Source organism: Pseudoalteromonas sp. Of7M-16 (assembly GCF_022347805.1).
Lineage (GTDB): Bacteria > Pseudomonadota > Gammaproteobacteria > Enterobacterales > Alteromonadaceae > Pseudoalteromonas > Pseudoalteromonas luteoviolacea_F.
This window is the reverse complement of sequence record NZ_JAKRFY010000008.1, coordinates 54,888-76,419: the sequence shown is the minus strand read 5'-3', so window position 1 is coordinate 76,419 and position 21,532 is coordinate 54,888. Positions and strand designations below refer to the sequence as shown.

The 21,532-nt window shown below is 42.7% G+C and carries 26 protein-coding genes; 13 read left to right on the top strand and 13 right to left on the bottom strand.

The genetic code is table 11. The features are described from left to right. Positions 1–7: 7 nt before the first annotated feature. Complete coding sequence (locus MHN81_RS10070; RefSeq protein ID WP_239425667.1) at positions 8–310, bottom strand: hypothetical protein; 303 nt, start codon at positions 308–310, stop codon at positions 8–10. Positions 311–323: 13 nt separating this feature from the next. Next, complete coding sequence (gene dsbB / locus MHN81_RS10065) at positions 324–830, bottom strand: disulfide bond formation protein DsbB (protein ID WP_023398639.1); 507 nt, start codon at positions 828–830, stop codon at positions 324–326. A gap of 609 nt (positions 831–1,439) precedes the next feature. Here dsbB and fadR point away from each other — a divergent pair. Further along, positions 1,440–2,153: a fatty acid metabolism transcriptional regulator FadR gene (fadR, locus tag MHN81_RS10060; RefSeq protein WP_023398640.1), complete on the top strand. Its 714-nt coding sequence runs from the start codon at positions 1,440–1,442 to the stop codon at positions 2,151–2,153. Between the two features lie 226 nt (positions 2,154–2,379). Then, positions 2,380–2,985 carry a peroxiredoxin C gene (locus tag MHN81_RS10055; protein ID WP_023398641.1) on the top strand — a complete coding sequence of 202 codons (606 nt, stop codon included), beginning with the start codon at positions 2,380–2,382 and terminating at the stop codon, positions 2,983–2,985. 194 nt (positions 2,986–3,179) lie between these two features. Here the strand turns inward: MHN81_RS10055 and MHN81_RS10050 are convergent, their stop codons facing one another. The 3 genes from MHN81_RS10050 to smrB all read right to left on the bottom strand — a co-directional run bounded on the left by MHN81_RS10050 (position 3,180) and on the right by smrB (position 5,123). After that, positions 3,180–3,425 carry a hypothetical protein gene (locus MHN81_RS10050; RefSeq protein ID WP_023398643.1) on the bottom strand — a complete coding sequence of 82 codons (246 nt, stop codon included), beginning with the start codon at positions 3,423–3,425 and terminating at the stop codon, positions 3,180–3,182. A gap of 173 nt (positions 3,426–3,598) precedes the next feature. Continuing rightward, on the bottom strand, positions 3,599–4,399 hold the full coding sequence (locus MHN81_RS10045; protein ID WP_023398644.1) for a response regulator: 801 nt from the start codon (positions 4,397–4,399) through the stop codon (positions 3,599–3,601). Between the two features lie 169 nt (positions 4,400–4,568). Continuing rightward, positions 4,569–5,123: an endonuclease SmrB gene (gene smrB, locus MHN81_RS10040; RefSeq protein ID WP_023398645.1), complete on the bottom strand. Its 555-nt coding sequence runs from the start codon at positions 5,121–5,123 to the stop codon at positions 4,569–4,571. A gap of 83 nt (positions 5,124–5,206) precedes the next feature. Here smrB and prmB point away from each other — a divergent pair, with 83 nt between their 5' ends. Together prmB and aroC are read left to right on the top strand one after the other, a co-directional pair. After that, a complete protein-coding gene (gene prmB / locus MHN81_RS10035) occupies positions 5,207–6,142 on the top strand; it encodes a 50S ribosomal protein L3 N(5)-glutamine methyltransferase (protein WP_239425666.1) in 936 nt (311 codons plus the stop codon). Positions 6,143–6,296: 154 nt separating this feature from the next. Continuing rightward, positions 6,297–7,397: a chorismate synthase gene (aroC, locus tag MHN81_RS10030; RefSeq protein ID WP_023398647.1), complete on the top strand. Its 1,101-nt coding sequence runs from the start codon at positions 6,297–6,299 to the stop codon at positions 7,395–7,397. A gap of 55 nt (positions 7,398–7,452) precedes the next feature. On the opposite strand, the gene MHN81_RS10025 is transcribed toward aroC, so the two are convergent. The 5 genes from MHN81_RS10025 to MHN81_RS10005 form a co-directional block, all read right to left on the bottom strand. Continuing rightward, positions 7,453–9,999: an Ig-like domain-containing protein gene (locus MHN81_RS10025; protein WP_239425665.1), complete on the bottom strand. Its 2,547-nt coding sequence runs from the start codon at positions 9,997–9,999 to the stop codon at positions 7,453–7,455. A 147-nt stretch (positions 10,000–10,146) separates the two neighbouring features. Further along, a complete protein-coding gene (locus MHN81_RS10020) occupies positions 10,147–10,986 on the bottom strand; it encodes a mechanosensitive ion channel family protein (protein WP_239425664.1) in 840 nt (279 codons plus the stop codon). A 34-nt stretch (positions 10,987–11,020) separates the two neighbouring features. Continuing rightward, complete coding sequence (locus MHN81_RS10015) at positions 11,021–11,710, bottom strand: LrgB family protein (RefSeq protein WP_023398650.1); 690 nt, start codon at positions 11,708–11,710, stop codon at positions 11,021–11,023. Continuing rightward, the gene (locus MHN81_RS10010; protein ID WP_023398651.1) at positions 11,703–12,056 is read right to left on the bottom strand and encodes a CidA/LrgA family protein; all 354 of its coding nucleotides are present in this window, start codon (positions 12,054–12,056) and stop codon (positions 11,703–11,705) included. Before MHN81_RS10010 ends, MHN81_RS10015 begins: the two co-directional genes overlap by 8 nt. A 38-nt stretch (positions 12,057–12,094) precedes the next feature. Continuing rightward, positions 12,095–12,892, bottom strand: a complete 798-nt coding sequence (locus MHN81_RS10005) for a crotonase/enoyl-CoA hydratase family protein (protein WP_023398652.1) — start codon at positions 12,890–12,892, stop codon at positions 12,095–12,097. Positions 12,893–13,139: 247 nt separating this feature from the next. Here MHN81_RS10005 and MHN81_RS10000 point away from each other — a divergent pair, with 247 nt between their 5' ends. Genes MHN81_RS10000 through MHN81_RS09990 form a run of 3 tightly spaced genes read left to right on the top strand, consistent with a single transcriptional unit; the run spans position 13,140 to position 14,765 of the window. Further along, positions 13,140–13,457, top strand: coding sequence for a DUF440 family protein (locus MHN81_RS10000; protein WP_239425663.1), 318 nt, complete (start codon positions 13,140–13,142; stop codon positions 13,455–13,457). Between the two features lie 18 nt (positions 13,458–13,475). Continuing rightward, positions 13,476–14,300: a DUF481 domain-containing protein gene (locus MHN81_RS09995; RefSeq protein ID WP_023398654.1), complete on the top strand. Its 825-nt coding sequence runs from the start codon at positions 13,476–13,478 to the stop codon at positions 14,298–14,300. Between the two features lie 6 nt (positions 14,301–14,306). After that, positions 14,307–14,765, top strand: a complete 459-nt coding sequence (locus tag MHN81_RS09990) for a hypothetical protein (protein WP_023398655.1) — start codon at positions 14,307–14,309, stop codon at positions 14,763–14,765. 9 nt (positions 14,766–14,774) lie between these two features. Here the strand turns inward: MHN81_RS09990 and MHN81_RS09985 are convergent, their stop codons facing one another. Both MHN81_RS09985 and MHN81_RS09980 read right to left on the bottom strand, forming a co-directional pair. Beyond that, positions 14,775–15,260 (bottom strand): peptidylprolyl isomerase, encoded by a 486-nt coding sequence (locus tag MHN81_RS09985; RefSeq protein WP_023398656.1) that lies wholly within the window; start codon positions 15,258–15,260, stop codon positions 14,775–14,777. A 10-nt stretch (positions 15,261–15,270) separates the two neighbouring features. Then, complete coding sequence (locus MHN81_RS09980; RefSeq protein WP_023398657.1) at positions 15,271–16,179, bottom strand: folate-binding protein YgfZ; 909 nt, start codon at positions 16,177–16,179, stop codon at positions 15,271–15,273. A gap of 239 nt (positions 16,180–16,418) precedes the next feature. Here MHN81_RS09980 and MHN81_RS09975 point away from each other — a divergent pair, with 239 nt between their 5' ends. Together MHN81_RS09975 and MHN81_RS09970 are read left to right on the top strand one after the other, a co-directional pair. After that, a complete protein-coding gene (locus MHN81_RS09975) occupies positions 16,419–16,670 on the top strand; it encodes a succinate dehydrogenase assembly factor 2 (RefSeq protein WP_023398658.1) in 252 nt (83 codons plus the stop codon). A 52-nt stretch (positions 16,671–16,722) separates the two neighbouring features. Beyond that, positions 16,723–17,061 (top strand): hypothetical protein, encoded by a 339-nt coding sequence (locus tag MHN81_RS09970; RefSeq protein ID WP_155250741.1) that lies wholly within the window; start codon positions 16,723–16,725, stop codon positions 17,059–17,061. Position 17,062: 1 nt separating this feature from the next. On the opposite strand, the gene nadB is transcribed toward MHN81_RS09970, so the two are convergent. Continuing rightward, on the bottom strand, positions 17,063–18,658 hold the full coding sequence (gene nadB, locus MHN81_RS09965) for an L-aspartate oxidase (protein ID WP_239425662.1): 1,596 nt from the start codon (positions 18,656–18,658) through the stop codon (positions 17,063–17,065). A gap of 247 nt (positions 18,659–18,905) precedes the next feature. On the opposite strand from nadB, the gene rpoE reads away from it, so the two are divergent. Genes rpoE through MHN81_RS09945 form a run of 4 tightly spaced genes read left to right on the top strand, consistent with a single transcriptional unit; the run spans position 18,906 to position 21,496 of the window. Continuing rightward, positions 18,906–19,487 carry an RNA polymerase sigma factor RpoE gene (gene rpoE, locus MHN81_RS09960; RefSeq protein WP_023398661.1) on the top strand — a complete coding sequence of 194 codons (582 nt, stop codon included), beginning with the start codon at positions 18,906–18,908 and terminating at the stop codon, positions 19,485–19,487. Then, positions 19,488–20,093 (top strand): RseA family anti-sigma factor, encoded by a 606-nt coding sequence (locus MHN81_RS09955; RefSeq protein WP_239425661.1) that lies wholly within the window; start codon positions 19,488–19,490, stop codon positions 20,091–20,093. A 6-nt stretch (positions 20,094–20,099) separates the two neighbouring features. Next, positions 20,100–21,050 (top strand): MucB/RseB C-terminal domain-containing protein, encoded by a 951-nt coding sequence (locus MHN81_RS09950; RefSeq protein ID WP_036975725.1) that lies wholly within the window; start codon positions 20,100–20,102, stop codon positions 21,048–21,050. Continuing rightward, positions 21,047–21,496 carry a SoxR reducing system RseC family protein gene (locus MHN81_RS09945; protein ID WP_023398664.1) on the top strand — a complete coding sequence of 150 codons (450 nt, stop codon included), beginning with the start codon at positions 21,047–21,049 and terminating at the stop codon, positions 21,494–21,496. Before MHN81_RS09950 ends, MHN81_RS09945 begins: the two co-directional genes overlap by 4 nt. The last annotated feature ends 36 nt before the right edge of the window (positions 21,497–21,532 follow it).

Genomic DNA, 21,532 nt, shown 5'->3' with positions numbered 1-21,532 from the left:
GCAGAGCCTATGTTTGGCTCTGCTTAAACTGTTCAAGCGCTTGGTCTATATTTTTCAACGCAAACTGTATTTCGATTGGCGCAGTGAGCAATGGATAAGCAAGGCCCGCAACAAGTAGCACAGGTAACAATGCCCACCCTTCAAAATATGCCAATGCCATAAAAAGGGGTGTTAACAATATCAGCTTACATACTGCCAAAAATACCTTACTTTTCGCCGATAGCATTGACAGTGCAATTGCTTGGACTTTTTGCTTGTCTCGTAGCGACAGGGTTGAAAGCTTGGAAACCTGACTCAGTCTAAAAATCATATCTATCTCAAATCTACTTCTTAAAAATAATCAATGGCGCAAAGATTAAAAAGCTAATCGAATACACTGCAAAGACCACAGCCATCCAGCCGGGCATTGATAAACCAGCAAACGACCAGTCTATACTAGAACAGCTGCCAGTCACAGCGAAAAACGATGGGATCCATTCGTGCAATGGAACTGGGAAGTCTGGTTCAAAAGCACACGTAAAGGCAAAAGGATCTGTTGTGGTTTGCATAGAAAGGTGTTCACGTGCAAGCAACCAACCCCAAATTGAGGCTATGCCCCATCCAGCTGTAGCGATGAGTCGGACGATATAGATACCTTTACCACATAGGCCAATTAGTGCGGCAATTAATACACCTAACATAGCAGTACGTTGGTAGATACACATCACGCAAGGCTCTAAACCCATGGCATACTGAAAATATAGTGCGACAACTTCGAAAATAAGTGCACTTATAAACAATAGCGCCCAAGCGTTGGTAGAGCGAGAAAAGCTCGCAAGTCTTTCAATCATGTATATCTCCTTTTTTGGCCGCTATTATGGCGATGTAGTACGAAGGCATCAAGACCTTTACATTTACGACAAGCCACAAAGAGGCAATTATGTTCTGGCCTATTTACCTTGGTGCGTATAATTCGTATTGCAAACAGTGTATTAGTCACTTGATTTACAGTTAAGTTCCCTTTTTACTTCTTGCTCAGTTGTTCAATGTGAGAGCGTGCGGGTCTACATTCTACCCGACAATCCCGTCATGGTACTGAGTTTAAATTGAGTGCCAAACTGAATTTAATCGGAGCTAGATTAAAAATGTAATCAATTGATGTTAACTATATAGATCAGGTGCGAATTAAACATGCGGGATAAATGCACAGATTGAAGTCGGGCGTAAAGGCTTTATGGTAAGTGGTGTGTTTATTTAGATGAAAGGAATTGGATTAGTCGACCCTTTTTAAATGCGCAATAGTTAATAACCTGAACATCAATTTGCAGTTGCGCTTGTTACTTTATATCCATCTGGTACAATCAGTAGATTAACGAGTTGCAGTATCATGCTCCGCCTGCTTTCGAGAGTCGCTTGCGTTGAATGTATCTAGCCTTAGGTTGTAAATTAAGTGGTGCTAAATGAGAATTTTTAAAGCCAAGAGCCCAGCGGGATTCGCTGAGGAATATATAGTTGAATCGATTTGGAATGGAGAGTTTCCACCTGGGTCTATTTTACCGGCTGAGCGTGAACTATCAGAGCTAATCGGTGTGACTCGCACAACCTTAAGAGAAGTTTTACAGCGATTGGCCCGCGATGGATGGCTAACAATTCAACATGGTAAGCCAACCAGAGTTAATAATTTTTGGGAAACTTCAGGTCTTAATATCCTGGAAGCTCTAGCTCGACTTGATGAAGACAAAGTTCCCGAGTTGACGGACCAGCTGTTGTCAGCCAGAACCAACATTAGTGCTATCTATACACGCGCGGCGATCAAGCTAAGTCCAGAAAAAGTGATCGAAATACTAGCACAATATGCAGAGTTGCCAGATACAGCAGAAGCTTTTGCAGATTATGATTATCAAGTGCATCATCAACTTGCGATTGCTGGTGGCAATAAGATTTATGTCCTCATCCTGAATGGTTTTAGAGGTTTGTATTCGAAGATTGGTTGTCATTACTTTTCAGAGCCAAAAATTCGAAAAATCACCAGAGAGTTTTATCGCGATTTAACAGAACTTGCTCAGCAAGGCGATCATGATCGCGCGATATCGCTGATACGTAAATATGGTCACCAGTCAGGTGAGCTGTGGCAGCATATCCGTGCAGATATGCCAAATGACATTATGGACTAATTCAGAAAAGGCCCCGCAAGGGGCTTTTTTATGTCTAAAGTTTAGCCTCATCGAATTTTTAGATTGTACCTATCGGATAATTCGATTGTTATTTTTCCCCAGAGCTGAATAAACTTAGGCAAATTTTTTCAAGGGGTTGTTTTTCTTAAACAGCGCCTCAATAATTAGAATCAAATTACAAAATGATTTGTATATTGGAACTAAACCTAACTATTTGGAGAAAACAATGGGTGTATTAGTTGGCCGTCAGGCTCCTGACTTTACAGCAGCAGCAGTACTAGGTAATGGTGAAATCGTAGATAGCTATAATCTACATGAGCGTATCAAAGGTAAAAAAGCGGTTGTATTCTTTTACCCACTAGACTTCACTTTTGTTTGTCCTTCAGAGCTTATTGCGTTCGACAAGCGTTTTGAAGAATTCCAAAAGCGTGGCGTTGAAGTTATCGGTGTTTCTATCGATTCTCAATTCTCACACAACGCATGGCGTAACACACCAGTAAACGAAGGCGGTATCGGTCCAGTTAAATATGACCTAGTTGCTGACGTTAAGCACGAAATCTGTCAAGCATACGACGTTGAGCACCCAGAAGCTGGTGTTGCTTTCCGTGGTTCTTTCCTAATTGACTCTGAAGGTAACGTTCGTCACCAAGTAGTTAACGATCTACCTCTAGGTCGTAACATCGATGAAATGCTTCGCATGGTTGACGCACTAGCGTTCCACGAAGAGCACGGTGAAGTTTGTCCTGCAGGTTGGACTGAAGGTAAATCAGGTATGGACGCAAGCCCTGAAGGTGTTGCTAAGTTCCTATCTGAAAACGAAGGCGAGCTATAATTAGCATTTGCGTCCATCGTTTAAAAACCCGCCTTGTGCGGGTTTTTTGTCTTCGTCAATAACCGCTTCATCAAGTTCTCTCCGCAAACCATTTATGACTGATGATCTTAATGGTTTCTATCGAAAAATAAGCCAGCAATAAGCTCACTACTGGCATCGCTAATAAGCTAATCAAGGTTACTTCACTAAACATATTAGTTTTCCTTTTGAACCTGCTTAGTTTCAGGTTGAGTGGTTTCGATGTCCTTATTTGTACGGATGAAACTATCTACTAGTGCCTTTTTAGTATTAAGCTTTAACTCAACTATGCTCGATTGAATATTTTCACTTACTCGACTTTGCACATCACTTAACATATCACTGGTTATAGTGTTCGCATTTGCAGACGCAGATATACCAATGAAAAGGCTGGTAGTTAGTAATTTAGTAAATAAGTTCATGGCGTTGTTCCCTTTGATTGTTTAGACGCAATAACTATTACAAAGGTTGTGCCAGCTTGGATTTTTATTTTAAGCAATTGATTTTTTGATGATTTTACGTTTGTGTTCTAATTGGCCAAAAATTGATTTGGTGTTTTTGGCCAAGGGAAGTGGTTAAAATAACTAATATATAGTTAATTTTGTTCAAGCATTTGATAAATGAGCTGTTTAACGATATTTGGCTCAAATGGTTTATCACACATAGCATTGACACCTGATTGTGCGACGTTGGCAAGGTGTGTCTCGTTTGCTTCAGAAGTCACCATGAGTACAGGAACGTGGGCATGCTCGTCTGAGCGGCGAATAGCTTCAGTAAGTTCTTGTCCGTTTACTTCTGGCATATTGTAGTCTGTTACTATGAGGTCGAACATGCTCTGCTGCAATACATCTAGTGCCTGCGCGCCATTCTCTGCCTCGCTGATCCGTGTTGCGCCCAAGTTTTGCAAAACCCGTTGTATGTGGTTGCGGGCCAACTTGGAGTCATCTACCACCAAAATTCTCAAATCTTGAATGTCATATAGCTCAAGCTCAAGCTCTTGTGGTGACAGTAAATCAAGCGTCGCATTGATCGCTTTTCCTAAATGCTCCTTGGTAAATGGCTTAGGCAGAATTGCAACCACTCCAGATTGTTTGTATGCCTCAAGCTGCTGTCTGCGTGTTTCACTTGAGACCAGCATAAAGGGCAGCTGATGATCACTAAAGTGTGTGTGCACATGGTCGAGCAATTTAAGCGCATCTCCGTCAGCAAGGTAAAGGGTAGAGATGATCAAATCGGGAAGGTTCTGATTCAATGCGTCAATGGCTGTGCTAACAGAATCTGCAAAATCAATATTTTGCACGCCTTCTTGTTGGAGCTCATGGGCAATAATCTTTCTTTGGGTAACTGAAGGTTCGACGAGTAATATCGTCAAATCTGTACTGAGTAAATCGTTCATTTTAAGCCTGAGGGTAATAGCAGAAACTAAATGTACAAGGCCCGCGTTTTTATGTGGCACCCGTTAAGGGTACAATCTTCCCGCTGACTTCGTATTGTTCAGCTAATATAGCTTATTTGTAAATCTCAGGCTAGCTTGGTTGAGAAACTGCGTTAATAGTTGTTAACGATTATCTACGAAATTCTAAATTTTGTGGCAAATCAACTAAGATTAAAATCGCCCCTTTTCCACCATATTCCAGCGGGGCTTGATGCATTGCAAGAATGTCGGGATGTTGGACTAAATAGTGTGGAACTTTGTGTTTTAGAATACGCTCACCTATACCATGGACAATGCATGCACAGCTGACGTGCTGTTTTTTACAAGCATGAATGAGTGCGGCGAGTTCATCTTTGGCTGTTTCTTTATTCATACCGTGCATATCTAAGATCAATTCAGGCGCGTAATCCCCGCGTCTGAGCTGTTTTGCAAGGTATTTATCAGCACCAGGTCTGACGTAGTTTACGGTACCGTTTGTATCTATATCTGGAACGTATTCATCAGAAAAGTAGAATTCAGCTTGATGTTGCTTTTTTTGTTCTGCAATTACTTCGCCTTTAAAGCGTGTTGCTTTTTGTTTGTGTACCACGGTGTCTTGTTTAAGTGGTTGTGTTCCGGAAATTGCATCGCGGAATAAGTCAAAGTCGTCAGAGGCCATAGCTACTTCGGGATATTCTCTAGTCATTCGCACATTTTAAATAAAAAAAGCATAAAAACCTAGCCTAAAAACCGCTACAATGCCGCTATCTACATAGTGTGAGAATTATCATGAGTGAATTATCAATAACCAATGAAATCGCCCAAGAGGCTTATGAAGATCTGGTAACGATACAAGATTGGCTGCGTTGGACTGCAAGTCAGTTCGTTGCAAGTGGGCTATTTTATGGTCACGGTACCGATAACCCTTGGGATGAAGCGGTGAATTTACTCTTACCTATCCTTAATCTACCTATTGATTCACCTAAAGATTTAATGCAGGCTCGGCTAACTGGCACAGAGAAAAGACGTTTAGTTGAAGTGATAAAACTACGTATTGAACAGCGAATTCCAGTGCCTTATTTAACAAATCAAGCGTGGTTTGCGGGTATGCCTTTTTATGTGGATGAGCGAGTTTTGGTACCTCGATCACCATTTGCAGAGTTAATTACCAAGCAGTTTAAACCTTGGGTGCAAGCACCTGAAGAGGTAACACGTATTTTAGATATGTGCACAGGCTCAGCGTGTATTGCAATCGCTTTGGCAAAATACTTTGGAAATGCCCAAGTAGATGCGGTAGATATCTCTTTTGATGCATTAGCAGTAGCTGAGATGAATATTAACGACCATTTGATGGATGACCGCGTATTTGCAATTCAATCGGATGTCTTTAGTGGCGTACCGGGTCAGAAATACGATTTAATAGTCGCAAACCCGCCTTATGTAGACGCCGAAGATATGGCTGATTTACCAGATGAATTCCATCATGAGCCTGAATTAGGGCTTGCATCTGGCGATGATGGTCTCGATGTTACACGTATATTGCTCAGAGATGCGGCTGAACACTTAACGGAGAACGGTATTCTATTTGTCGAGGTGGGTAATTCTATGGTACATATGGAAGCATTATATCCAGGTGCACCATTTACTTGGCTCGAGTTTGAACACGGCGGTCTAGGCGTGTTTATGATCAGCAAACAAGAGTTGGTAGCCTATTTTAACGATTAACCTTTGCGGTACATTGCTTGACCGTGGACTATATCCATTGTTGGTTTGGTACGGCAAAGGAAGATGCGCAGAGAAATTTGTCGAATATTCGGGGGATGTTTACCCCACATAGGTTCTGATGAACCAAAACCGTAACGAGGAATGAGGAAAGTTAATGGCAGGCAATAGCATAGGCCAGTTGTTTCGGGTCACGACATTCGGTGAAAGTCATGGTACAGCACTTGGTGGTGTTGTCGATGGTGTACCGGCGGGACTTGAAATCAATGAGGCTGATTTACAGGTTGATCTAGACAGAAGGAAACCCGGACAAAGCCGCTACACGACACAGCGTCGTGAAGGGGATGAAATTAAAATATTATCCGGAGTATTCGAGGGAAAAACCACAGGCACTAGTATTGGGTTATTGATTGAAAATACCGACCAACGCTCAAAAGATTACAGCAAGATCATGGATGTGTTTCGCCCGGGTCACGGTGACTATACCTACTGGCATAAATACGGGCATCGCGACTATCGCGGTGGAGGCCGCTCATCTGCACGTGAAACGGCAATTCGTGTAGCTGCTGGCGGTATCGCTAAAAAGTATTTAAAGCAAGTTCATGGCATTGAAGTTCGAGCATGTTTGTCTCAACTAGGACCGATTAAAGCCGAATCTTATAACTGGGATAGCGTTGAGCAAAACGCATTTTTCTTCCCCGATGAAAGCAAGTTAGACGCGCTTGATGAGTATATGAGAGACCTTAAAAAACAAGGCGATTCAATCGGTGCTAAAGTCAAAGTAGTTGCTAAAAATGTTCCAGTTGGTCTTGGCGAACCTGTATTTGATAGACTGGATGCCGAACTTGCACATTCATTAATGAGCATTAACGCGGTGAAAGGCGTCGAGATTGGTGATGGCTTTGACGTAGTCGAGCAAAAGGGCTCAGAGCATCGAGATGAACTGACGCCTGAAGGTTTTGTCAGTAATCATGCTGGCGGTGTGCTTGCGGGGATTTCTACAGGGCAGGATATCATCGCATCTATTGCTCTAAAACCAACATCAAGCATTACAGTGCCAGGTCAGAGTATCAATACCGCGAACGAGTCTGTGGAGATGATCACCAAAGGCCGTCATGACCCCTGTGTAGGTATTCGGGCGATCCCCATTGCTGAAGCCATGATGGCTATCACAATTATGGACCACTTACTGAGGCAGCGCGGACAAAACCCGCATGTCGAAGTTCCCCAAGGACCAATTCCTGCTCAAGCGAAATAAGAAAAAGGCACCCAGTAGGTGCCTTTTTACGTTTTGCGCAGAGAACGATACCTGATTAATTCCCTTGGTTCATTTGAGTTAACTTGTCGCCAATTGGTTTTGAGAAGTTATATCCATCATATTTATCCCAATTGATTGACCAAGTCATCACACCGCCAAACTTTGGATAGTTAAATGCGGGTTTGATAGTGCCACAGCTAAGGCCTTTGGTTAGGCAGTCCAACGCAGCGATGATGTTTGCCGTTGGTGCTTGTCCTGAGTTAGCTGATTTGGGGCCAGATGGCAACCCGATAGCAACTTGGTCATCTCTCAGTGGCGCAAAGCGTGTGCCATCGGCTAGGTCAAACCCTTCTATGAGCATTTTGGCGTGAGCGACCATCATATTAACAGAGCCCTCTGGTGCGCTACCTGGTTCGTATGGATTAGGTAAACCACCATTGTTGTATAGTTGCACGTGCAGTAAGTCTAATGTATCTCTAAGTGCATCAATTAAAGGAATATAGGCACCCCAAATGCCAGTATATGCAACCATACCACCATGAACATAAGGGTGCTCTGGCGCCATAGTTAGCACCATGTTGCCACCGATATTTTGTTCGATTTGTTTAAGTGCACGAGGCAGACGAGCTTGTATTTGTGAACCGTGCACAAGGTTAGAGCCACTTTCTAAATCAATGTCCAGCCCATCAAATCCCCACTCTTGTATGATATTGGTTAGGCTAGATACAAACTTCGCCTCGTCAGCATCGGTATTAAGCGTAATAGTACCTTCTGCGCCGCCAAGGCTTAATACGAACACTTTGCCTTGTGCTTGCAGTGCTTTCATATCTGCTTTGAATTGCACTGGGTCAATCGGTGGACAATTGGAGCGAATGTCTTTCTCAAATGGTTTGAAGTGAACTGTGCCATCGGAATTACGGTCATTTTCTGCAAATGCAATATCGATAATATCCCATGCAGGTGACATCTGCGCAAGTGGGATAGGACAGCCAGCTGGATTGACAAAGTTATGCCAATAACCAATCAATTTGTGTGTTTTACCAATCGGTTTATCAATGACATTAATCGTGGTACCAGCACTGCTGGCTTGATTTCCGGCATTGTCTTTTGCAATAGCGGTGAGTGTCTGATTGCCAAGTACCGCAGGTGTGTATACCCAATTGTATGGCGACGTTGTGTCATGACCTAATAGTGTGCCGTTGGCATAAAACTCCACACTGCTAATTGTACCTGTGAGTGCTTGCGCTTGTGCTTTAATATTCACCGAGTCACCGAGTGTGTATTGCGTACCTGCTGTTGGCGAAGTTAAGTCAACAACCACTGGCTTATCCGTAATGTTCACCTGAATTTGTTCGGTGCTAACATTTCCTTCATTGTCTGTCGCACTCGCTGACAGTGTCACTGCACCAAGCGTAATGGGCTGCCAATTTGCAGTGCCTGTTCCACTGGTAAAACTGCCAAGCAATGTTTGATCTGCATAAAGATCCAGCTGTGCTACCGTGCCATCTGCATCTGTCGCTACAATGCTGACTTCACTGTGTTGCCCCTGAAGAAGCGTGCTGTTTGGTTCTGGAGAAATAAAGCGAATTTCAGGTGCAATTGCACAAATACCAAGATCGCTCCATGCATCTTGCCAATGTTGGCCTGCACCTGGCTCATATGCCCATTGTGCATTTGAGCTACACCATCCTCCAACATCACAGCGGTACTTGCGATTGTTGTGAGAAACTAGTTCACCAGTTTGATATGTCTGACCGGCTTGATATGTTTTGAGGCCCACACATCCGCCTTGATTTGGCGATGCAATGTTAATATTTACGCTCGTATTACTGCTGGCATTTTTATCATCAACGGCAGAAACCTTTATTTGTACTTGGCCAGTTGTATCGCTTATCCAGTCATAAGAGATATTTCCATTTGCAAATGTCGCGACCTCTACATTGTTGATGGATATTGATGCCCTGGCAATAGAACCATCTTGATCTGTTGCTGTTGCTATGACGTTGACTGTATCACCCAGCGAAAACTGATTGTTATTGCCCGGAGATGTTAGCTCTATCGCTGGTGGTGTATTGATTGTGCCATCGGTTACCTCGATTGTTGCTGAGCTAACTTGGCTGATTGCGCCTTGATCATCTGTTGCTACAGCGGAAACGACATGCGGACCGAGCTGTGCAGACCACGTGACCTGATAAGGTGCTTGATTGTCAAAACCGACAGATACATCATTGATGAAAAATTCAACTTGGCCTATTGCCCCATCAGCATCTGTCGCTTCGGCCGATAAGACAACGTTGTCATTTTGGGTGAAAATACTTCCTTGGGCAGGCGTCAATAATGTGACTTCTGGGTTTTGGTTGCCACCACATGCGCCTAAGTTTTTCCACACCTTATAATCGCCAAAGTTCTGCTGTGGATCTTCATTTTGACTATACCATCTTGCTTCAAAAGCACTGCTTAAGTGCTGTACTTGATCGCCCGCGCGATAAACTTCGGAGGCTTGCCAAGTAGCCAAGCCGGTACAATTTGCTGCCAGCGTTTGCATGCTAGATAGCAAAAGCACGCCACTGCCGAGCAAGTAACCAATATTACTATTTCTCATTGTTTTTCTCCTTACATGTTGTATGTTTTGTGAACAAAACGTTTCCAGCATAGAACTATGTAAAGGGTTAATCAATGGCTTTTTTCTATGAGTGTTAGAATGTAGAGGGGCACTGCAGTTGGTTGATACCTCCTGCAGTACAAAGGTTTATTCTGGCTTTGGTGTGTTTGATTTAATAGTGACAACTCGCTGAGGGAACGGAATTTCAATATTCGCGTCTTTAAAGCCTTGGTAAATTGCCTGATTGACATTGAGCTTATTTTCAATCAAAGATGTGGTGGGTGTCCAATATCGATAGCTGATAGTGATCGCGCTATCCGAAAATGCTTCTATGCCAACTTGCGGGGCAGGGCTATCAGCGACATTATCATCGTCAACCAGTATTTTCTGGATAACAGATATAGCTTGATTGACCGGCGCGTCGTAAGCTATGCCGACCTGGCCCTCAATGTGAGAATAGTTAAAAGAGTTGTGTAAAACCTCGCCAATAATGTGTTTATTGGGCACCGTGATCTCTACTTTTTGTTCATTGATTAAAATAGTATGTCCGAGCTCTATAGACTTAACTTGTCCACTAACTCCTTTTACGGCAATGGTGTCACCAACAACAAACGGGCGTGTTGCAATCAGCGCAAGACCTGCGCCATAGTTTGATAACATACCTTGTACTGCCAAGCCGGCCCCAAGTGATGCGGCGCCAATTGCTGCGACAAACGGGGTCACACTGATCCCAACCTTGCCTAAAGCAATGATAATAAACATGGTGACAACTAAGACCTTAACAACATTTGCTACGAAGTTAGTCAAAGTAATATCAATGTTGTGTCGTATCATCACTGCATGGGTTGCTGAGGCAAGTTTTTTAGCAAGCCATAAGCCGACAATCAGGATCAGCAAAGCAGCCAGCAGCTGCATACTGTAGGTAAGTAAATAAGTACGTATCATGTCGTAGTACTTTTCAAATTGTTCTATTTCTTGCTCTATCAAGTTGAGCTCCTTTGAGCGTAATGTTCAGTGCCCATTAGGCGTATAAGTTATTGAGTATAGTAAAAAGTACCGGAACCCAAAAAGCGCTTATTATGGCGCTTAATATCATAGCTACAGATGCAAAAGCACCAGCTAGCGGGTGGTATTCCATTGCAGCAGCAGTGCCAATCGCATGACAACTGACACCCAGTGCAATGCCTTTTGCTTGGGGCTGCGTAATATTGAGTAGGGTGAGTAACTGAAGACCAAAAACGCCACCAAACACACCGATTAAAATAACCATAGCAGCAGCAATACTCGGTATTCCCCCCAGCGACTCCGTTATGAGCAACGTGATAGGAGATGTGACCGACAGCGCCATCATTGTGCTGGTCAACACACTGTCAGCTTGCGTGAACAAACATAGGGCGTAGGCAAAAACGGTAGACACGGACACGCCAATGAAAGTACAAAAAATCAATAATTTAAATACCGACTTTATATGAGTGTATTGCTGATACAGGGGGTAGGCGAGGGCCACGACAGCTGGCTCCAAAAACCAATCTATGGGCATACTGGCTTGGAAATAGAGCGGGTATTTATACCCAGTTAGCAGTAATATTAAAGTGATGATTGCGATACAAATCAATACCGGATTGAGCAAAGGACTCGGCCAGCGTTTATAAACTTTTCGCGCTATTAAGAATAAGCCAATTGTAAGAATACAAACAACTGTGCTAATCACGGTATTTCCCTTTTGTGGCCAGTTTACCAACACTGAATAGGACAAGGCACGGAAGCAAAAAAAGTAACGATATGATTAAAAGTTTATGCTTTGCGACTAGTTGCAGGTGTTCAATAAAGCCAACTCCTACTGGAATAAAAAACAGTGCCATATACGCAATCAGCGATTGGCATGTCAGAGCTAATTTATGTGGCGCGAGGATACGACCTTTCAGTAGCAGAAACAGTAAGATTAAGCCTACCAAAGGAGCTGGAATATTTAGCCCGGTCAATAAAACGAGCATTTTGGCACTATATAGACATACAAGTACATAAAACATGCCGATGATGTAATTGAGCTTTTCCACAAATTATCAACTCATGGGGTATGGGGACGAATAGGGTGTTATTTCCATTTTGCACGCTCAATGTAAGGTTGCTGTACGTTCTTTTTTACACCATTTTTCATAGCGATACGAGTGTTTTTTGAGCATAAAAGTTTAATTTGATACCAAGTTTCTCGCCATAGTAGCTGGCGGTTAGCTGGATGGTAAGCATGGTTATAGAGTTGTTTGATTGCGGCTAATGCGTCGGGCGAATGGCTGCTTAAAGAATCGATGTGTTGTTTTACATATGTCAGCGGGTTTTCATCAATTTTACTAATGAGGCCAAATTCTAAGGCTTGTATTGCCGAGATTCGCTCGGCACTAAGTGCCATAGCTAAAGCGTTGTCCTGTTTGACGTAGGAGGGCAAAATAAGGCTAGTGCCCATATCGGGGCAAAGCCCCCAACGAGACTCCATGATGGCGACCTGTGTATCTGGGTGGGCAACTCTAAAGTCTGCGCCCAGCGCAATGTGTAAACCACCCCCTAGGCAATTTCCTTGCAATATGGCATATACAGGTACGGGCAGAGTACGCCAACCTAATACAACTCTTTGCACTAGGTTTTGGTTTCCTGGGAGCAATTTGAATAACAGTTTGAAAACTTGGCTTGGCTGTTTGGTAACACTTTGTACATCTAGTCCAGAGCAAAAGTGTGATCCTGCTCCTTGAATAACTGCTGCTCTGATTTGGCGGTTCGATTTGATCTGTTTGATTGAGCGATCGAGCTGTCGAAACATCTCATAGTTGAGTGCATTTTGTTTTTCAGGGCGGTTTAATGTTACCCATGCGATGTTATCGATGACTTTGTACTGAACCATGGCGGCTCCTATGTATTGTTATTTTTCTTTTAAGTAAATATTAGAGTATTAACGTTAAATTATCCATTTAAGCTTATTAAGTATAGGTTTAATAGCTAAAGTCGACATAAGTACGTTTTATTAGAGTTATCATGCTAATTTAGTTAATGCAATTTAGCGTTAAATTTATTCATTACACCCTATCCTTGTAGAAAACGAAATTACGGATTTGGTATCATGGGGTTGGTTATAAATGAGGGGTGAGGACATGTCAGCAAGACTAAGCAGTATTGAAGAAGTAACACATCAGGCATATGATATTTTTCTTGAGTTGGCGCCAGAAAATTTATCTCAAGAAGATATTGATGTATTTAATGAACACAGAGAAGAGTTTGGCTTTATTGAAGAAGCGGATGTTGATGACAGCTGGCAAGCTGTGGTGGCATTTGAGCAAGAAGCTGAACGTGATCATTTTGTACAGGTCACTATCGGCATTGAATTTGAAGATGGTGATGAAGTGTTTGCAAAGGCATTGATCAGTCGAGACTTAGATGCGCCATTTTGCCATGTAGTTTGGAAGCAATAAAAAAGAGTATGTTGTCGAGTGAAAAGAGAGAAGTTACTCCTATTTATATCTGCATTATGCTGTGCTCAGGCGTATGCTGTTGATCCTTTTGAAGACTTCCACGAATATGGTGAGTTATCTGAAGAAGAAATCCACGAGTTGCACAAAGGTGAATTTTTATATGGTGATGTAGAGTTTGGGTTTATTGCGAACAGTGGTAATACGAAAAACTCCTCATTTAAATTAAAAGGCAACCTCTATCAGGATTTTAAGCATTGGCGTAACCAATTTAAAATTGATGGTCACTACGCTGATGAAACTGATATTGAAACAGGTGTCGAAGATGAAACGGCATCACGTTACTTTGTGTCCGCTCAAACTAGTTATAAGTTTGGCATAGATAACGAGTCATTTTTTCTTTACGGTGACTACGAAGTTGATGAGTTTAATGGCCGAGAGTATACATCGACCTTTGTTGTGGGGTATGGCAATCGCATATTTGAAGGGCGTAAGAATACGGTCGACTTTCATTTTGGTCCAGGTGTCTTAATATACCGGGTTGATAATGAATCAGAATTGCTTCCTCACCAAGCGAGAGTAGAGCGGGGATATTTATTGCGTGCTTCATTGCAGTGGGAGCGTAATATTTCAAAACGGACTCGGTTTAATCAAGATTTTAGTTATGAAAGGTCTGTGTCTGGACTTGGTGCAAGGAGTTTCTCAGAAACAGCGTTAATTAGCCAAGTAATTGAAGGCTTGTCACTTAAGGTTTCGTATACTTATCGGTATAATTCCGATCCGGAAGAAAATAAAAGCAAAGTAGATACCGAGTTTGGTGTGACCTTTGTTTATGGTTTTGATTGAGGCAATATGTATCAAAAAACGCAGCTCGCATGGGCAATTTTTGGGATCTTGGCTTGGCTAAGTACTTTTGTTGTGATGGGGTTTGTACTGCTTGGTGAAAATGTAGGGGTTATTGCCTTTGGAATTATTTTAGTTCTGGTTGCAATTGCCTTCTATGGCTTGACGATTAAAGTTGATACAACTGCACAACAATTAAGCTGGTGGTTTGGGCCAAAAGTGGCGAAAAAAACAATTCGTTTTGAAGACATTGAATCCGTGCGTGCAGTCACCAACTCCTTTAGGCATGGTATTGGGATCCGAATTTCCCATGATGGTTGGGTTTACAGTGTATCTGGATTCAAAGCGGTAGAAGTCAATATGGTAGATGGCACTAAATATCGTTTAGGTACATCAGATCAAGCTGGCTTGCTCGAAGCTTTAAAAGAAAAAGTTAAAGAAGATGCACAAGAAGAAAGCGCCGAATAGGCGCTTTTTTTAATGGTCGTGGCCGCAGCCGCCTGCGCCATGTACGTGACCATGCTCCAGCTCATCAGCTGTCGCTTCACGTACTTCCAAAATCTCGACATCAAAATGCAATGTAAGCCCAGACAACGGGTGGTTACCATCGACAATGACTTCATCACCTTCGACGCCTATCACAATAACGGCTTGTTCACCTTCATCTGTAGTCGCACGAAATTGCATACCGACTTCTACATCAATACCTTCAAACATACTCTTTGGTACCGCTTGAGTTAGGCTGTCATTGCGCTCACCGTAGCCTTCTTCAGGCTTTACAGTCACGCTGATTTTGTCACCAGCTTGTTTGTCGATAAGTGCATTTTCTAAGCCTTCGATTAAATAACCAGTGCCAATGATAAATTCTAGTGGATCTTCATCAAATGTATTGTCAATGGTATTTTGGTCATCATCCAAAACCGCGTAATGCATTTTTACCACTGCATTTTGAGCTACTTTCATAGTATTTCCGTTAATTATCTTCTATAGAGTAAGGCAAAGCCTTGATGTTTAGCGATACTGAAAGGATATCTTTCGGTCTCAGTACAGCTGAATTTTCTAGATCGTTAGGCAAAACGGCCAATGCATAGTATGTTTTTGATGCTGCATCATATGCTTGGCGAATAACCTTGCCAGCCCGGCGCCAATTGTCTTCACCAAGTTGCATTTCAAGATCTTGCACGTCGAGGCTTGACTCTGATTGGCCTTGAACAATGAACATCGCGCGTTTGTTCTTGCCTAAATAACGCATGCGGGCAACAGTCTCTTGACCAGTATAGCAGCCCTTTTTAAAGCTAATGCCGTTTAGCGCTTGCAGGTTAATCATTTGTGGCACAAATTCATCTATGCCATGCTCACCGAGCTGAGGTTCTCCGGCGAGAATGTCGCGGATCTCAAACGCGGTTGAATCACCTTCAACGGTAAATTGAGCAGGGAGAGATGTCGTGTTTTCAATAATTAAAATTAGGCTACTGTCATCGATTTTTAAGGCTTTACCGCCATTAAACGAACAGGCATTATTGTCTGTATCAAACTGCAAATTGAAGGTGTGGCAAACCTCATCGAATGAATCGGCTAGTACGCCAAAACATTGGTGTTCGGACAAGTTAATGTCTACTTTTGCAAAGACGCCGTATTTACTTAACTCACGGCATGCAGCTTCAACCTCTGGCTGTGAGCCCAATAAACAAAATGCATCGTCTAAACGCAATACGCGCAGCGCAGCCCATAACTTGCCTTTCGGGCTACAGTGACCAGTCCAAAGAAAGTTGTTATCTTGAACTAAGTTCATATCTTGTGTTACTTGTCCGTGAAGGTAGCTGAGTTTGTCTTGTCCGGATACTGAGAGCAAGCGAAGAGGGAGTTGGTATACTGTGGCCATCAAGCTGATCCTGCGTAAATATTTTAGATTATGTTACCTGATAAATGGGTCTTGAGGTAGGCAAAAGCAAGATCAAATGACAATAATTCTTAACAATGACTATGCAGTGTACAGTTGCTTTTTAACTGCGCTTGTTGAGTTAGCGCAAATGAGTGGCGATCTAATTTTCCTGAACGACCAATTGCGGTTATACTGCGTGGCGAGATTTATATGTTCTAGATAAGAGGTATTTAAGCAATATGGAACAATTGTATCCTAAACCCCGCATAAAGTGGGCCTGTCGTCGAGGCATGTTAGAGCTAGATGTATTGCTTGAGCCATTCGTTGATGAAGCTTATGATCAGCTTAGCGATGCAGATAAACTCACTTTTCAGCGTTTGTTAGAAGTTGAGGATCCGGACTTATTTGCGTGGTTTATGGGACACGAGAAGTGCCCGCACCCGGAGTTAAGCAAAATGGTGCAATTTATTCTTGACCGAGTTCGCGTATAGCATTGCTTTTAAAAAAAATAATATAGACCGCAAAGCACTTGTGGTCTTTTTTGTGATTTTTGCTTTTTTATTGCTCGTCTTAATTCCAGAACTGTGGTGGCTACATTTGACGTTGTGTTATGTTAGTTACCGTCATGCCTTATTTACCTGCACTAAAATAATGCCCCAAGAGGGCGATATTACACTGATTGAAAAGGATGCCTGGTTTAAACTAACCAGTGAAGCTAAGCATACAGAAGGCACGATAAGTTACGGTAAAGTATTTGCGTCGTTATTAATTGTAGAAGTGTATACTGAGTCTGGCGAGAAGGTTAAATTTGCTTTTACGGTTAGCGCAATGGGCTCGGATGCTTGGTCACACCTGAGCCGCATTGCCTTGCAAGCCAAGTAAGTTAGGGGGTTAAAATTGTTGGCTTGGGCTGATTGTGTTGCTCTGGGTAGTCTAGGGTATAGTGAAGACCTCGACTTTCCGTTCTTGCCAATGCGCTGCGAATGATAAGTTCAGCGACTTGCACAAGGTTTCTAAGCTCTAATAAGTTGTTACTGACTCTGAAGTTTGCGTAATACTCGTGTATTTCTTGTTTTAACAATTCAACTCGCCTAAGTGCTCGTTCTAATCGTTTTGTAGAGCGCACAATACCAACATAGTCCCACATAAACAATCTAAGTTCATGCCAATTGTGTGTGATGACCACCTCTTCGTCAGAGTCACTGACTTTGCTCTCATCCCAAGGAGACAAAGTAGGTATGTCAGGTTGAGTATCAATATTTGAGAGAATGTCTTGGGCCGCTGCATGGGCGAATACAATACACTCAAGTAGTGAATTGCTCGCCATTCGGTTTGCGCCGTGCAGACCCGTGTAAGCGACTTCACCAATCGCATAGAGGTTTGATATATCCGTTTTACCATTAAAGTCGGTCATGACACCACCACATGTGTAGTGTGCCGCGGGCACCACAGGGATAGGCTCTTTGGTGATATCTAGCCCGACACTGAGGCATTTTGCATAAATGGTTGGAAAGTGCTCAATAATGAAATCTTTGTTCTTATGTGAGATATCCAAATATACACAATTGGCACCCAATCGTTTCATCTCGTAGTCAATCGCCCGAGCTACGACATCTCGTGGAGCAAGCTCTTCTCGCTCATCAAAGTCGGGCATAAAACGCGTGCCATCAGGTCGTTTTAAGTGTGCCCCTTCACCTCGCATCGCCTCGGTAATCAAAAAATTCTGTAATTCAGGGTGGTATAAGCTGGTTGGGTGGAATTGATTAAATTCCATATTGGCGACTTTACAGCCTGCACGCCATGCCATGGCTATGCCATCTCCACTAGAAACATCTGGGTTTGATGTATACAAGTAAACTTTACTTGCGCCACCTGTGGCAAGGGCGACATATTTCCCGGCAATAGACTCTACACAGTTATGTTTGCGGTTGTATACATAAAGTCCATTGACTCTTTTGTCATCGGCGGTTTTGTCGGTGATGAGGTCAATCGCATTGTATTGCTCAAGTACAGTAATATTAGTGTGTTCGAGTACGCGCTCAACCAAGGTGGTTTGCACCGCTTTTCCTGTCGCGTCGGCTGCGTGTAAAATTCGTCTATGGCTATGACCACCTTCCCGAGTGAGGTGATAGCGCTCTTTGCCTTTGCTATCAAACTCCATATCAAATGGCACACCTTGTTCAATTAACCACTTGAGGCATTTTTTGGCGTTAGATGCAGTGTAATGAACGGCTTCTCTATCACACAAACCACCACCGGCTTTTAATGTATCTTCAACATGAGATTCTATACTGTCGTTCTTTTTGTCAAACACAGCAGCGATTCCGCCTTGGGCGTAAAGTGTTGAACCTTCCTTTAAATCCCCTTTACTGATTACAGTAACTTGGCAGTGATTTGCCAAAGAAAGAGCGAGGCTTAGTCCGGCTGCGCCGCTACCGACAATAATTACATCTGTCTGATGCTGCATTTTTTTCTTCATGTTAGTGGTTCTTAGCTTTTAAAGTTTTATTACAACTACAAAGATAGCGTCTATCATATATCAATAGTGTTCGCTGGTACGAGATAAAAATAGTAGTTGTGTATCGTCTACGACGAAGTAATACGGAGTATTTTAAAAAAAATATCAAAAAAACAGAACTTTTTATTCATGGTACAGTCAGACTAGCTGTAAAATGATGGCAACACTGCGCAAATATAAGTAATAACAAAGAGGAGTACCGGCTCGAATGAACGAGCAGGATTTGGATTTAGAATTAGTTAGAAAAGTTCAGCAAGGAGATAAAAACGCCTTTAACTTATTGGTTGCCAAATATCAAAATAAGGTGGCGGCGTTGATCTCTCGATATGTATCTAATTCAGGTGATGTGGCCGATGTGGCCCAAGAGGCATTTATCAAAGCGTATAGGGCATTGCCAAACTTTCGCGGAGACAGTGCATTCTATACTTGGTTATACAGGATTGCGGTAAACTGCTCTAAAAATTATTTAGTATCTCAGGGGCGAAAAGCGCCTGCGAGTGATATCGATGCTGAAGAAGCAGAGGTTTACGATGGAGCTGATCAATTACGGTCTAATGCTTCGCCAGAAAGTCTGTTATTGAGCGATGAAATTAAAGCGGTCATCTTTAAAACCATAGATGAGTTGCCAGATGACTTGAAGACAGCGATTACCTTAAGGGAAATTGAAGGGATGAGTTATGAAGAAATCGCTGTGGTAATGGAGTGTCCTGTCGGAACCGTCAGGTCGCGGATTTTTAGGGCACGTGAGGCCATTGATAAAAATATTAACCCACTCATAGGTAAAGATTAAATGACGCAGTCAAAGTTTGATGTAAACAATGAGCAAATGACGTCTGAAATTTTAGACGCAGAGCGTGAACTCAAAATGGGGAACCAAGCTCAATTAGATGCAGATAAATTTGCTCGCTACGCGCTGATTGGCGATGTTATGAGACAAAAAGAGCAATCGACACCGTGTATCGATATTACAGCGAGTGTCGCTGCTGCAATTGCAGATGAACCTGTTTACAACATGACTGAAGAAGAGCCAGCACAAGAGCTACAAAGCAAAAATAGTAATGTGGTGCAGATGTCTTTTTGGCGCCGGCCTTTATCTCAAGTCGCCATAGCGGCGAGTGTCGCATTATGCACTGTCATTGGGGTTAACAACTTTACACCTCAAAATAACATTGATGCACAAGCGCCTATGTTACAATCAATGCCTTTAACAGGCACAGTTGCGCCAGTGAGCTTATCGTCAGAACCGGCGATGCAATCAGCTGAACGTGGCGTTAGAGAACTGCAAAAGCAACGCATCGGTGCCTTGGTACTAGAACATCAGCGCCAATCTAGAATGGCACATGCTCTGTCTAAGAATACAAAACAGACAGAAAAGGACAAACAAGAGGAAAATTAAACCTTGATTAAATGGCTTGCGGTTGTACTGAGTGTAGTGCTAAGCACTCAGATATTCGCCAACGAAACTATCAATGCACGGCAACTCCTTAAAGATATGTCTTCAGCGGTGCAAGAGAGAAATTTTGACGCATCTTTTGTCGTTGTTAAAGGCAAAGGTATGGAACCATATCGATGGTTGCATGGGCAGGTAGAGCAAACCGATTTAGAAATTCTGACTTTATTAAATGGCGCAGGCTTAGAAGTTGTCAGAGTAGACGATGTGGTGACTTATTTTGAACCACAAACAGAGCCATACTCTTTGAGTACAGATGTGATTGCTGGGCCAATCCCTGAGGTATTGCTACGCGATATTAGTACATTAGACTCGAGTTATGAGTTTGTCCTTGGAGGTAAAGAGCGTATTGCCGGCAGACCAGCTCAATTGGTTAGGCTGGTGGCAAAAGATGAAAGTAAGTTTAACTACTGGCTGTGGGTGGACTTGCAGTCCGCGCTGTTATTGAAAGCCGCGTATGTTAATCAAGATTCTGAGGTACTAGAGCAATTACAGCTGACTCATATCTCGGTTACAGAGCGACCAGCTAGCCAGCTACTGGAATTAAAAGAGAAAACGCTACCTACTCCAATCGCAGCACTATCGGATGATGGTCCTGTTAAGCAACAAAATAATTGGCAAATAGGGTGGCTACCGAATGGCTTTAAGCTTCTTAAAGCTGACAGGCACAAGTTAGATTTGAATAATGAGCTAGCGGATTATTTTCTCTATTCGGATGGGTTGGTTGAGGTATCTGTATTTGTTCAACGACCATTGACTGGACAGCGAGCGAGTGGGGCACTCACTTCTGGCGCGACAACTGTGTATGTGCACAACGCAGGGGCGTTTGATGTCTCTGTGGTCGGTAAAATACCTGTAGAAACGGCTAAAAATATTGCAGAATCTGTAAAGCGTTCCTTATGATAGAACAAACACTCACAGTGTCTGAGCTAAAAGGAAACACAGCTTGGCTGATTTCAGAACAAAAACCTGCATGTGAGGGCTGCAATGGTAAATGTGGCTCTCAAGTGTTTAGTAAGCTTTTTGGTACCCACAAAAAAGCGTTCCCCTTACCTAATTCATACAAGCTCAACGTCGGGCAAAAAGTGAAACTCGCATTGGATGACAGTAAAGTTGTACAGCATGCCTTGTGGGTCTATTTGCTGCCCTTGTTAATGGCGTTTTTAGGCATGTTTAGCGCGCTACTTATTTTTTCCTTACCTGAAATCGGCCAAATAGGCTTTGCCATAGTGTTTGCTGCCGTTGGGTTCGTGATAGCAAAAATGAAGGGGCAAAGCCTAAAACACGAGGTAAAAGTGATAAAAATTTATCCAATTAGCCTTCCAGTCACGCAAATAGATGGTGATTGAGTCAAATAAATTGTAAAATCGTCGTTTAATCTCTAT

Bases quoted from the DNA above. Each gene is read 5' to 3' on its own strand.
- MHN81_RS10070 (WP_239425667.1), bottom strand. From the start codon at position 310: ATGATTTTTAGACTGAGTCAGGTTTCCAAGCTTTCAACCCTGTCGCTA.
- dsbB (WP_023398639.1), bottom strand. From the start codon at position 830: ATGATTGAAAGACTTGCGAGCTTTTCTCGCTCTACCAACGCTTGGGCG.
- fadR (WP_023398640.1), top strand. From the start codon at position 1,440: ATGAGAATTTTTAAAGCCAAGAGCCCAGCGGGATTCGCTGAGGAATAT.
- MHN81_RS10055 (WP_023398641.1), top strand. From the start codon at position 2,380: ATGGGTGTATTAGTTGGCCGTCAGGCTCCTGACTTTACAGCAGCAGCA.
- MHN81_RS10050 (WP_023398643.1), bottom strand. From the start codon at position 3,425: ATGAACTTATTTACTAAATTACTAACTACCAGCCTTTTCATTGGTATA.
- MHN81_RS10045 (WP_023398644.1), bottom strand. From the start codon at position 4,399: ATGAACGATTTACTCAGTACAGATTTGACGATATTACTCGTCGAACCT.
- smrB (WP_023398645.1), bottom strand. From the start codon at position 5,123: ATGACTAGAGAATATCCCGAAGTAGCTATGGCCTCTGACGACTTTGAC.
- prmB (WP_239425666.1), top strand. From the start codon at position 5,207: ATGAGTGAATTATCAATAACCAATGAAATCGCCCAAGAGGCTTATGAA.
- aroC (WP_023398647.1), top strand. From the start codon at position 6,297: ATGGCAGGCAATAGCATAGGCCAGTTGTTTCGGGTCACGACATTCGGT.
- MHN81_RS10025 (WP_239425665.1), bottom strand. From the start codon at position 9,999: ATGAGAAATAGTAATATTGGTTACTTGCTCGGCAGTGGCGTGCTTTTG.
- MHN81_RS10005 (WP_023398652.1), bottom strand. From the start codon at position 12,892: ATGGTTCAGTACAAAGTCATCGATAACATCGCATGGGTAACATTAAAC.
- MHN81_RS10000 (WP_239425663.1), top strand. From the start codon at position 13,140: ATGTCAGCAAGACTAAGCAGTATTGAAGAAGTAACACATCAGGCATAT.
- MHN81_RS09990 (WP_023398655.1), top strand. From the start codon at position 14,307: ATGTATCAAAAAACGCAGCTCGCATGGGCAATTTTTGGGATCTTGGCT.
- MHN81_RS09985 (WP_023398656.1), bottom strand. From the start codon at position 15,260: ATGAAAGTAGCTCAAAATGCAGTGGTAAAAATGCATTACGCGGTTTTG.
- MHN81_RS09980 (WP_023398657.1), bottom strand. From the start codon at position 16,179: ATGGCCACAGTATACCAACTCCCTCTTCGCTTGCTCTCAGTATCCGGA.
- MHN81_RS09975 (WP_023398658.1), top strand. From the start codon at position 16,419: ATGGAACAATTGTATCCTAAACCCCGCATAAAGTGGGCCTGTCGTCGA.
- nadB (WP_239425662.1), bottom strand. From the start codon at position 18,658: ATGAAGAAAAAAATGCAGCATCAGACAGATGTAATTATTGTCGGTAGC.
- rpoE (WP_023398661.1), top strand. From the start codon at position 18,906: ATGAACGAGCAGGATTTGGATTTAGAATTAGTTAGAAAAGTTCAGCAA.
- MHN81_RS09955 (WP_239425661.1), top strand. From the start codon at position 19,488: ATGACGCAGTCAAAGTTTGATGTAAACAATGAGCAAATGACGTCTGAA.
- MHN81_RS09945 (WP_023398664.1), top strand. From the start codon at position 21,047: ATGATAGAACAAACACTCACAGTGTCTGAGCTAAAAGGAAACACAGCT.